The sequence below is a fragment of the Pseudomonas sp. GM74 genome (assembly GCF_000282455.1).
Classification (GTDB): Bacteria; Pseudomonadota; Gammaproteobacteria; order Pseudomonadales; family Pseudomonadaceae; genus Aquipseudomonas.
In genome coordinates this window covers 62657-73436 of record NZ_AKJG01000048.1, presented here as the reverse complement: position 1 = coordinate 73436, position 10780 = coordinate 62657, and the positions used below count along the sequence as shown (strand labels likewise).

10 protein-coding genes are annotated in these 10780 nt (G+C 58.6%); 8 read left to right on the top strand and 2 right to left on the bottom strand.

Translation table 11 applies throughout. The annotated features are described in order from the left end of the window. Nucleotides 1-128 precede the first annotated feature (128 nt). Nucleotides 129-1055, top strand: a complete 927-nt coding sequence (locus PMI34_RS16575; RefSeq protein ID WP_032829581.1) for a LysR substrate-binding domain-containing protein — start codon at nt 129-131, stop codon at nt 1053-1055. A 56-nt stretch (nt 1056-1111) separates the two neighbouring features. Continuing rightward, nucleotides 1112-1477, top strand: a complete 366-nt coding sequence (locus PMI34_RS16580) for a 5-carboxymethyl-2-hydroxymuconate Delta-isomerase (RefSeq protein WP_008049237.1) — start codon at nt 1112-1114, stop codon at nt 1475-1477. Between the two features lie 3 nt (nt 1478-1480). On the opposite strand, the gene PMI34_RS16585 is transcribed toward PMI34_RS16580, so the two are convergent. Beyond that, entirely contained in the window at nt 1481-2419 is a 939-nt protein-coding gene (locus tag PMI34_RS16585; protein ID WP_032829590.1) for a LysR family transcriptional regulator, read from the bottom strand. 114 nt (nt 2420-2533) lie between these two features. Continuing rightward, nucleotides 2534-3451, bottom strand: coding sequence for a DMT family transporter (locus tag PMI34_RS16590; RefSeq protein ID WP_008049235.1), 918 nt, complete (start codon nt 3449-3451; stop codon nt 2534-2536). A gap of 674 nt (nt 3452-4125) precedes the next feature. Here PMI34_RS16590 and PMI34_RS16595 point away from each other — a divergent pair. The 6 genes from PMI34_RS16595 to PMI34_RS16620 all read left to right on the top strand — a co-directional run bounded on the left by PMI34_RS16595 (nt 4126) and on the right by PMI34_RS16620 (nt 10681). Continuing rightward, on the top strand, nt 4126-5508 hold the full coding sequence (locus tag PMI34_RS16595; RefSeq protein ID WP_008049234.1) for a glutamine synthetase family protein: 1383 nt from the start codon (nt 4126-4128) through the stop codon (nt 5506-5508). Nucleotides 5509-5697: 189 nt separating this feature from the next. Beyond that, nucleotides 5698-7347 carry a phosphoethanolamine transferase gene (locus PMI34_RS16600; protein WP_008049232.1) on the top strand — a complete coding sequence of 550 codons (1650 nt, stop codon included), beginning with the start codon at nt 5698-5700 and terminating at the stop codon, nt 7345-7347. A 72-nt stretch (nt 7348-7419) separates the two neighbouring features. After that, complete coding sequence (locus tag PMI34_RS16605; RefSeq protein WP_008049231.1) at nt 7420-8082, top strand: class I SAM-dependent methyltransferase; 663 nt, start codon at nt 7420-7422, stop codon at nt 8080-8082. A gap of 123 nt (nt 8083-8205) precedes the next feature. Continuing rightward, nucleotides 8206-9339 (top strand): ribonuclease D, encoded by a 1134-nt coding sequence (rnd, locus tag PMI34_RS16610; protein WP_008049223.1) that lies wholly within the window; start codon nt 8206-8208, stop codon nt 9337-9339. Beyond that, entirely contained in the window at nt 9336-9629 is a 294-nt protein-coding gene (locus PMI34_RS16615) for a YcgL domain-containing protein (RefSeq protein WP_032829580.1), read from the top strand. Before rnd ends, PMI34_RS16615 begins: the two co-directional genes overlap by 4 nt. A gap of 119 nt (nt 9630-9748) precedes the next feature. Continuing rightward, on the top strand, nt 9749-10681 hold the full coding sequence (locus tag PMI34_RS16620; RefSeq protein ID WP_008049221.1) for a D-2-hydroxyacid dehydrogenase: 933 nt from the start codon (nt 9749-9751) through the stop codon (nt 10679-10681). The last annotated feature ends 99 nt before the right edge of the window (nt 10682-10780 follow it).

Sequence of the window (10780 nt, the reverse complement as noted above, 5' to 3'; positions counted from 1 at the left end):
GGGGTTTTGTTTTTGTCCGCAGGAAGCTTCGTTTCACCCCGCGTCAGGCTGTTGGACCTGAGTCGGATAGACGGCAGTCCCGTCCGCTACCTAAACTGTCAGCAGATTTGGGGATCGGGGGGCAGTGGATGAATCGCAATGAACTTCGCAAAGCGGATATCAACCTGATGGTGGTATTCGAAACGCTGATGCTCGAGCGCAATGTCACTCGGGTGGCGGAGAAGCTGTTTCTCGGTCAGCCGACCATCAGTTCGGCGCTCAACCGCTTGCGTGCGATGTTCAATGATCCGCTGTTCATACGGGTTGGCCACCGCATGGAGCCGACAGCGAGGGCCGAGGAGATCATCAGGCATCTCTCACCGGCGCTGGATTCCTTGTCCGTGGCCTTGAGCCTGACCCATGATTTTGACCCGGCCAGCAGTACGATGTCGTTTCGCATCGGGTTGTCCGACGATGTCGAGTTCGGCCTGTTGCCGCCATTGCTGCGAGCGTTGCGCCAGGAAGCGCCCAGCGTGGTGTTCGTTGTGCAGCATGTCGATTACTGGCGGATTCCCGACTTGCTGGCGTCCGGCGATATCACGGTGGGTATCAGCCAGACCCGTGGTTTGCCGGCCAATGCCAAGCGCAAATTGCTGCGGCACATCCAGCCCAGCATTTTGCGCGCCGATGCCTCCGACACACCGCTGACCCTTGATGAATATTGCGCGCGACCGCACGTGCTGGTGTCCCATACGGCCAACGTCAGTGGCTACGCCGACGAGTGGCTGGCGGACATCGGCCGCACACGCCAGGTGGTGCTCTCGGTCCCGCAATACAGTTCTTTGCCGGCCCTGCTTGCCGGGACGGACCTGATTGCCAGCCTGCCGGACTACACCGCCGAAGCGATGGCGGCATCGGGAGTGCTGTTCAAGGAACCCTTTCCCATCCAGACACCTACCCTGGACCTGTCCATGGTCTGGCTCAGTCATGTCGATACCGATCCTGCCGAGCGCTGGTTGCGCTCGCGCCTGGAAGCGTTCATGAGTGAGCGTGCCGTTTTGCCACTGCCCGAATGAACAGGGCGGTCTGTGCTATATGTTCGACCTCTCCACCTACTTACAGGAACTGACTCATGCCTCACCTGCACATGGAATACACCGCTAACCTGACTGATCTGAATGCCGATGTGGCATTGATGCGGTTGAACAATACCTTGGTGGGTTCCGGTCAGTTTTCTGCCGAATTCGATATCAAGAGCCGCGCGGTCAAGGTCGATACGTTCAAGGTCGGTACTGCACTGGCTGAGCGGGCATTCGTGCATGTGAAACTGGCGTTGTTGAGTGGTCGTTCCGCAGAGATCAAGAAGCAGTTGTCTGAAAGCCTGTTGGCGGTGGTGCGGGAGCTGTGTGAATGGCCGAGCAGCATTGAGGTCCAGTTGTGCGTGGAAATTCTCGACATCGATCGCGACTCCTACAGCAAGACCGCCATCAACAACTGAACATCAGGCTGACTCCTGCTCGATGCAGGCCTGGATCACTTGCGTTCGCAACCAGGTGCTGGCGCTGTCCTGATCGACACCCTGGTTCCACTGCATGTCGAGGGTAAAGCCCGGCAAGCCTTCGGGCGCTTCACAGTGATTGAAGGTGTCTGCACTGGCCAGCAATCGCTGGATGCGCCGGGGCAGGGTCAGGACATAGTCGGTGCCGGTAATAAGCTTCAGTGCTGCACTGTAGCTGTTGGCGCGTGCGACGATCTGGCGCTTTTGCGCCTGCTGCGCAAGCCAGCCGTCGACCATGTTGGTGGCGGACGTCCAGGGTGTCGGGAACACGTGTCGACGTTCGACATAGGTTTGCAGGCTCAAGCGTGGTTCCGCCGGCGTGGCGCGTTTATCGAAAATACACACCAGATCATCTTCGAGCAGCGTCTGCGATTTGAAATCGACGTGACTGCGATGAAAGTTCGGGCCGAAACACATCACCAGGTCGAGGCTGCCATCGCGCAATGCTTCGGCAGGGATATCGGCTTCGAGTTTGAACACATTGACCATCACCGGTAGATCGGCAAGGTCGAAGGTTTTCAACAAGCGCGGCAGGATCAGTTGCTCGAAATATTCCGGTGCGCAAATGTTGAAGGTCACGGGTTGCAGGCCCGGGTCGAACGTCGGTAGGCCGGCGTGACACAGGTTGATGCTATCCAGGATTTTCAGCACATGAGGGTACATCGCGCTGGCTTTACCGGTGGGCTGCATGCCGCCGGTACGGGTGTTAACGAAAAGTTCGTCCTCGAAACTGGTGCGCAGTTTTTTCAGGCAGTAACTCACTGTGGACTGGCTGACGCAGAGCGTCTCGGATACGACACTGACGCTGTTCTGCTCATACACGGCGACGAACACCATGAGGTCCTGCATGTCGAGCTTTCTAAGCGAATTACTGTTGAGCATCCATTCCATCTCGCTACGTCCCTTGTACTGACCATGTGCAAGGGTAGGTGAATTATCCTAGCGGAATGAGCGAGCAGGGAAAATGCCTTGCAGGACGTTTCGCCCAAGACCCTGTCAGCCCTGGACGATCGCCGACACGGCGCGGCGGCTGGACATCAATAGCGCAAACATGCCGAGGCCTACCAGCACCGCGCCGGCCATTTCCAGCGGCAGCGGCATCTGGCGTCCCCAAAGCCAGTGAAACAAGGTGATGAACAACGTGCTCAGGTAGATGTAGGAAATCACCGAGGACGGTGCGATCACGCCGATGGCCCGGTGCAGCAGCCAGAACGTCGCCAGTGTGGCGAACACGGCCAGATACATCAGCCAATAGAAATCGTTGGGCGTCAGTAATGATGCCGAACGCCAACCGCCACTCAATCCACAGAACACCAGCAGAAACAGCGCACCGAACAGCATGTTCCAGAACGTCATGGGCACCGGCCCGCGTCCATTGAGGCTATCGGCTTTCAGGCGCTGACTGAGGGGGGCGTAGAGCGCCATCGCCAGGCAACCGATGCCGTACACCGTCAATGCATAGGGCGATGGCAACTCGCCGGGGCCGGTGCCTTTCATGATCAGTAACACTGCCCCGGCAGCGGCGAGCAGCATCGGCACAATCCGTTGTTTCAGATGGCCATCAGGTGTTAGCACGGCTTCGAAACCCAGGGTCATCAGCGGCACCAGCGTGAACATCGTCCCGGTGTTGACGGCCGAGGTGTAGCGCAATGCTTCGAACAGCGAACCGAAGTACAGCGCCAGCAGCAGGCCGAGCAGCGCGTGGCCGAGCAACGCGCGGGCGGTCATGACGGCATCGCCTTTTAGCAGCAACAGTGGCAGAAACACCAAGGCGCAAAACAGCAGGCGCAGACCGGTCAGCAGGATCGGGTCGATGGCCTGGCTGACTTGCGCCGCTGCGGAAAACGACGCGGCGATCAACAAGGCCCAAAACAGCATGCTGGCGTGAGCGGCGGCGAAACCGGTGGTTTTCATGGCTGGCTCCGGATCAATGGATGTGGCGGGTGTAGTGCCTTGGGTTGAAGCGCAAGACCATCACGGTTGTTTTCCATGACCGGACCTTGAACAGTAGGGTTCCGATTAGGCGCGTGAGGCCTGGAGACGGCAAATCAGAAAGTCTGGCGTGGTATTTAGGAATTAAATACAAGTCACTGCGACGCAGACCCCCCTGTGGGAGCGAGCTTGCTCGCGATGAGGCTATGAATTTCACTGGGTCTGTTGACCGACACACCGCTATCGCGAGCAAGCTCGCTCCCACAGTGGGGGCACCACTGAACAGCCAAATGTTTAGCCAAATGACACCCAAGGTTCTTCAAATCCTGATTTAACGACTTAAGCCATCGTGTGAGGCTGCGGGTCATCTGTTTTCTGCGGTTCTCTCTATGGACGGTTGGCCGGTCGCAATCCACCTCAAGGCATCCATCGACGCTCGGGCGTCGAGCCTTGGTTGTCGATTCACGCCCGCCACCGCGCCAAACCTCTCTGCACTTCCTTCTGAACTGGCTTTTTGGGCGCTGTGGCATTGCCGCCATGCGCGCCCGCCGGATCCCTGCTTTTTCCGCTGATTGTTCCTACATATTCCGCTCGATGGCGGGATTAAAGTGCGGGTGCTTTTGTGTACCCGTCTGACACGGAAAAAGAGAGTTCCCATGAGTAGTGCCACGACCTCGTTTGCCACCAGGCAAGAAGCGCTGACCTTTCTGGAGCAGAACCCGGATATTGAAATGTTCGAGTTGTTCATCCTCGACAACAACGGTGTGCCGCGGGGCAAGTTGCTGCATCGTGACGAATTGCTGGCGGTGTATGAAAGCGGGCGGCCATTGCCGAGCACCATCCTCGGCCTGACCATCAACGGCGATGACGTGGAAAACTCCGGGCTGGTCTGGGACGTCGGTGATATCGACTGCCGGGCCTACCCGATCAGCGGCAGCCTCACGCGCATGCCGTGGCGTCTGATACCGACCGCAGCCGTGCAGGTCAGCATGCACCCGACGGAGGGAATGCCCGCCACCATTGCCGATCCTCGTCATTTGCTGGCCAAGGTCATCGAAGGTTTGCAGGCTGACGGTTATTACCCGGTCATGGCGGCGGAACTGGAGTTCTACCTGCTGGATCAGCAACGCGACAGCAATGGCCGACCGCAGCCGGCACGGGATGTCGATGGCGGGCGTCCCCACGGCACTCAGGTCTATGGTTTGCGCGAGCTTGAACAGATCGAGCCGTTCCTGGCCGATCTCTACAGTGCCTGCAAACTCCAGGGGATTCCGGCGCGCACGGCCATTTCCGAATACGCGCCGGGGCAAGTGGAAATCACCCTCGAGCACCGCTGCGACGCACTACAGGCGATGGATGAAGCGGTGCGCTACAAGCGTCTGGTCAAGGGTGTGGCGCACAAGCACGGCATGACAGCCTGCTTCATGGCCAAGCCTTTCGATGACCTGGCCGGCACCGGGATGCACATGCACGTGAGCCTGGCGGACAAGGGCGGCAACAACCTCTTCGCCAGCGAAGCCCCGGATGGAACACCACTGCTCAAGCAGGCCGTCGCCGGCATGCTCAGTACCTTGCTCGATTCGCTGTTGCTGTTCTGCCCCAACGCCAACTCCTACCGTCGATTCCAGGCCAACAGCTATGCGCCCCTGGCGGCCACCTGGGGCGTGGACAATCGCACCGTGAGCCTGCGCGTACCTGGCGGGCCGGCGTATTCCCGGCACATCGAACACCGAATCTGTGGCGCAGATGCCAACCCCTATCTGGCGGCTGCGGCGATACTGGCCGGTATTCATCGCGGTATCCGCGAACAACTCGACCCTGGTGCGCCGGTGGAAGGCAACGGCTACGCCCAGGCTACGAAACTGTTGCCGACGGACTGGTTGACCACCTTGCGATCGCTGGAAGGTTCAAGCTGGGCCAGGGAAGCCTTCGGCGGCGAATTCCTCGGGGTCTACCTGGCGGTGAAACGCGCCGAGTATCGCCAATTCATGGGGGAGGTCGGTGAGCAGGACTGGCGCTGGTACCTGCACCAGGCTTGAGCCGAAACTGAACCAAAGCTGAACTATTCTCAAATAGTCTGAAGTTTCTGGCAGGTGTTATAAGCCAACTAATTGTTGGCTTCTTTTTCACAAAAAATTGATGGTTGGCTACCTAAAATTAGAATTGTCTCGGTCAATGAAATTTTCACATTTACCGAAGGCACTTCTTTTCAGGACTCGCCGAACCTCATGTTTAAGATTAAAGCCGTGCGCCCCGAATGGGTGACACTGATTGCCAGTGCATTTTTGTTAGTTGGCTTCAATTTTGTACTCTGGCAACACCTGTTCGAAATCACCGCGTCCGATGGCAAGGGCATCGTCATGCGCGTGGCCTTTGGGGTGATGATTTTCGCGGCCTTCAACATTGTGCTGACCCTGCTGGCCTTCCGGCCGGTGCTCAAGTCGGTCCTGACCCTGCTGTTCATGACCAGTGCGGGTGTGGCGTATTTCATGAGCCAGTATGGTGTTCTGATCGACACCGGCATGTTGCGTAACTTCGCTGAAACCAATGCCACGGAAGTGCGTGACTTACTGTCGCTCAAGTTGTTTGTTTATATTTTACTGCTCGGCGTTTTACCGTCCTGGCTGTTGTGGAAGACCCCGATTAATTATCGTCGTTGGCACCGTGAACTACTCAGTAAAGTTCTGGTGACTTTTGCCTCGGCAGCGATCATTGGTGGTGTTGCACTGGTTAACTATCAAGGCCTGTCTTCGCTGTTTCGCAATCACCACGAGTTGCGCATGATGGTGGTGCCAAGCAACTACATTGGTGCCACATCCGGTTTTTTGCGCGAGAAAGTAGCGACTGCGCGGCAACCCTTTGTCAGGATCGGTGAAGACGCCCGGCGTAATCCGGCCTGGCAAACTCACGGACGCAAATCCCTGACGGTGCTTGTCGTGGGTGAAAGTGCCCGGGCGGAGAACTTCGGCATCCTTGGCTATAGCCGCGACACCACTCCGAAACTGAGTAAGGAAGATGGCCTGATCGCTTTCACCGATGTGCATTCCTGCGGTACTGAAACCGCCGTATCGGTGCCTTGCATGTTCTCCAACATGGGGCGCAAGGACTACAACGCCAGCAAGGCCAAGAACGAAGAAGGCCTGCTGGACGTGCTCAAGCATGCGGGTATGGATGTGATTTGGCGTGATAACCAGTCAGGCTGCAAAGGTACCTGCGATCGCGTCACCGTTGAAGACGTCAGCAATCTGAAGGACCCGGTGCTGTGCGCCAACAGCGAATGCCGTGACGAAATCCTGTTGCAGGGGCTGCAGCATTTCATCGATACCCTGGACAAGGACACGGTACTGGTATTGCACCAGATGGGCAGTCACGGTCCGGAGTATTTCAAGCGTTATCCGAAAGAGTTCGAGCGCTTCACCCCGGTTTGCGAAAGTAACGCCCTGAACAATTGCAGTCGCGAAAGTATCGTCAATGGCTACGACAACACCCTGGTCTATACCGACCATGTGCTGTCGACTCTGATCGATCTGCTGCGCAGCAACCAGGACAAAGTGGATACCGCGATGCTGTATCTGTCTGACCACGGCGAGTCCTTGGGTGAATACAACTTGTTCCTCCACGGCACGCCTTACATGCTGGCACCGGAGCAGCAAAAGCATGTAGCCATGCTTGCCTGGTTCTCCGACAGCTATAAAAAGTCCTTTGCGGTAGATACCCACTGCCTGCAACAGGGCCGTGAAAAGCCCCTGAGCCAGGACAACCTGTTCCATTCGATGCTTGGGCTTCTGGAGGTCGACAGCAAGGTCTACAACCAGGATCTGGACATGTTTGCCGGATGTCGTGGTCCAGTTACCGACGGCGTGTTGGCCAAGGATTGAGGGCTCCGATTCTGTTTCACGTGGCGGCCGCCGACCTGCGGCCTGTAGAACCTTTGCCAAGAGCCATTGCACATGTCCGCTCAGCCTCCATCCGCCATCGAGCTTGAGATCGCCCGGCGCTACGACCAGGAGCACGCGCGCGTCTGCCTTCAACCGCAAGCGCCGAGTCTGGCCGGGCGCCTGACGCTCTGGCGTGAGGAGGGTCTGGTGCGCAATGCGCTCAAGGTCGCTGGCGAGCCTGGTCTGATCCTTGATGTGGCTTGTGGTGTGGGACGCTTTTGGCCAGTACTGGCCGAGCACGCGAATCGGGTGATCCTCGCGACGGATCCGTCCCAGGACATCCTCGATCATGCCCGGATACATCATTCGCAGAGCCTGTTGAAGCGGGTCAAGACCTTTCAAAGCTCTGCGTTCTCGATTGGCTTGTCGGAGAACGCGGTTGACTGCATTTTCTGCATGCAACTGTTCCAGCACCTCCATAACCCGGAACATCGTCTGGCAATGCTGGGCGAGTTTTACCGGGTCAGTCGCGATACGGTGATAGTCGCGGTAAGCCTCGATGGCCTTTTCAAGGGGGCGCATTCAGGTGTGGAAGGCGTTCGGGCCCGGCCGTTGCCGAGCAAGACCGAATTGGAAAGCGAGTTCAGGCAGGCGGGGTTTCGTTTGCTCAGCCATCAGGACTTTTTCCCCGGTTGTGCGCGGATGCGAGTCTACGTGCTGGGTAAGACCAGCTAGCCCGACTTTGTCGGACTATTCTGTATGTCACGCAGTAAATTTCGCTAACGCTCTTGTTCAGTGGATGCGCGGAAATCGCCGGGGGCGATATATACTGCGCGCCATTCTTCAAGGGAGAGCCGTGTGGCCATCGATATTCACTGGATTCGCGACAACGATAGCCTCGGACGGTTGTGCGCCGAGTGGCAACAGTTGCCATTCGTTGCCCTCGATACCGAATTCATGCGGGTCGACACCTTCTACCCGATCGCCGGCCTGCTGCAGATCGGTGATGGTGTTCGCGCCTGTCTGATCGACCCGCTGACCATCGACAACTGGCAGCCATTGGCCACGTTGCTGGAAAACCCGGCGGTGCTCAAGGTTGTCCACGCGTGCAGCGAAGACCTCGAAGTCCTGCTACGCCTGACTGGCAGCCTGCCGGCGCCGCTGTTCGATACGCAACTGGCTGCCGCTTACCTGAACCTTGGCTTTTCCATGGGCTATTCGCGACTGGTGCAGGAAGTACTCGGCATCGACCTGCCCAAGGGGGAAACCCGTTCCGACTGGCTGCAACGTCCGCTTTCCGAAACCCAGATCAGCTATGCGGCCGAAGACGCCGTGCATTTGGCTGAAGTCTTCGTAAAGCTGCGTCCAAAGCTGTCTGACGACAAATACGCCTGGGTCCTGGAAGACGGCGCCGAACTGGTGGCCAACCTGCGCCGCGAGATCGATCCGTACGAGGTCTATCGCGATGCCAAGCTGGCCTGGAAGCTGTCCCGCGCCCAACTTGCCGTTTTGCGTGAGCTCTGCGCCTGGCGCGAAAAGGAAGCCCGGGCCCGTGACCTGCCGCGCAACCGGATTATCCGCGAACATTCGTTGTGGCCGCTGGCGCGTACGCAACCGGATAACCTCGGCGCCCTGGCGAAAATCGAAGACATGCACCCGCGTACCGTGCGTCAGGACGGCGAGTTTCTGCTTGATCTGATCAAGCGCTCTGGCAGTGTGTCGCCTGATCAGTGGCCGCCAGCCGTGCCGGAGCCGTTGCCGGTGGATGCCGCTGCGCTGCTCAAACAAATGAAGGCCATAGGCCAGGCCGAAGCCGAGCGCCTGAACATCGCGCCGGAACTGATGCTGCGCAAGAAAACCCTGGAAGCGCTGCTCAAGAGCGGCTTCCCCAATGGTCCCTACCAATTGCCTGATTCGCTGCGTGGCTGGCGCCGCGAGTTGATGGGCCAGGCGCTGCTCGACAGCCTGGCCACCGCCGGAGAACAGCCTTGAAACGTATTTGTTCCATCTACCGCAGCTCGAAGAGAAACGAAATGTACCTGTATGTGCTCAAGAGCGATGCTCTGGAGCGCGTGCCGGATCCCCTGATGGCAGCCTTCGGCAAGGCCATCCACGCGTTCGATCTGGTGCTGACCCCCGAGCGCAAACTGTCGCGCGAGGACATCGCGGTCGTGCTGGAAAACCTTGAAAAACAGGGCTATCACCTGCAAATGCCACCTGCCGAAGACGAGTACATCGAGCACTTGCCGGAAGAGTTGTTGCGTCGCAACGATCCGGTGTGAGCGGCAGACAGGCTCTGTTCAGAGTGGTTATGAAACATTGATTGATTTTAGCGATGGCGGCATCGACGGAGCACTGCTCCGTCGGCGGCCGTCTGCACCGTTTTTGAAAGGTTTGAAGCATGCGCGTCCTGATTGCTGAACACGACCACCCGGTGTACGCCCAACTGTTGCGCGAGGCGGCACCGGACCTGGAGGTGCTGACCAGCGGTGATTCCGCCGAACTGGCCAGCCAGGCCGCCGATTGCCCGGTGTGGCTCGGCCAGCCTGATTTGCTGGCGACACTGTTACGCCAGGGCCATCAACCGCAATGGCTGCAATCGACCTGGGCCGGTATCACGCCGCTGCTGGCCGATGGCTTGCCGCGGCACTATCGGCTGACCCGTGCGGTCGGAATCTTCGGCCAGGTCATGGCCGAGTACGTGCTCACGTACATGCTCGGTCACGAACGTGAAGTGCTGGCGCGACTGGTCAGCCAGGTCGAGCGCAAGTGGGACAGTCGCCATGGCCAGAGCCTGGCGGGGCGCAAGGTGTTGATCGTCGGCACAGGTGATATCGGTCAAAGTGTCGCGCAGTTCCTCGTACCGTTCGGCGTCGAGTTGTATGGCGTGGCTAGCAGCGCGCGGGAGCAGGTACCGTTTATCGAAGTCGGTTCACTGGCGGATCTGCCGCGGCTGGTCGGTGAAGTCGACTACGTGGTCAATCTGCTGCCGAACACCGTGGAAACCCACGATATCTACGACGCGGCGCTGTTCAGGCAATTCAAGCCGACCGGGTTGTTCATCAACGCCGGGCGCGGTGTGGCGGTGGTCGATGCGGATCTGGTGGATGCCTTGAAGGAAGGGCATCTGGCGGGCGCGGTGATCGATGTGTGCCGTCAGGAACCCTTGCCCCAGCGTCATCCGTTCTGGACGGCCTGGGGCCTGCTGCTGACCGGCCACAGCTCGGCACCGACTTCGCCTTCGATGATGGTGAAGCTGTTTGTCGAGAACCTGCGGGCGTATCAGGCGGGAGAGGCGTTACGCGGGGAAGTGGATTTCGATCGCGGGTACTGAAGTCACCCTCAAAAACTGTGGGAGCGAGCTTGCTCGCGATGAGGCCGGCATATTCAACATCAATGTTGACTGTCCTACCGCCATCGCGAGCAAGCTCGC

Coding starts and splice junctions, on each gene's coding strand:
- PMI34_RS16600 (WP_008049232.1), top strand. CDS start 5,698: ATGTTTAAGATTAAAGCCGTGCGCCCCGAATGGGTGACACTGATTGCC.
- PMI34_RS16595 (WP_008049234.1), top strand. CDS start 4,126: ATGAGTAGTGCCACGACCTCGTTTGCCACCAGGCAAGAAGCGCTGACC.
- PMI34_RS16575 (WP_032829581.1), top strand. CDS start 129: ATGAATCGCAATGAACTTCGCAAAGCGGATATCAACCTGATGGTGGTA.
- PMI34_RS16620 (WP_008049221.1), top strand. CDS start 9,749: ATGCGCGTCCTGATTGCTGAACACGACCACCCGGTGTACGCCCAACTG.
- PMI34_RS16605 (WP_008049231.1), top strand. CDS start 7,420: ATGTCCGCTCAGCCTCCATCCGCCATCGAGCTTGAGATCGCCCGGCGC.
- PMI34_RS16580 (WP_008049237.1), top strand. CDS start 1,112: ATGCCTCACCTGCACATGGAATACACCGCTAACCTGACTGATCTGAAT.
- PMI34_RS16585 (WP_032829590.1), bottom strand. CDS start 2,419: ATGCTCAACAGTAATTCGCTTAGAAAGCTCGACATGCAGGACCTCATG.
- PMI34_RS16590 (WP_008049235.1), bottom strand. CDS start 3,451: ATGAAAACCACCGGTTTCGCCGCCGCTCACGCCAGCATGCTGTTTTGG.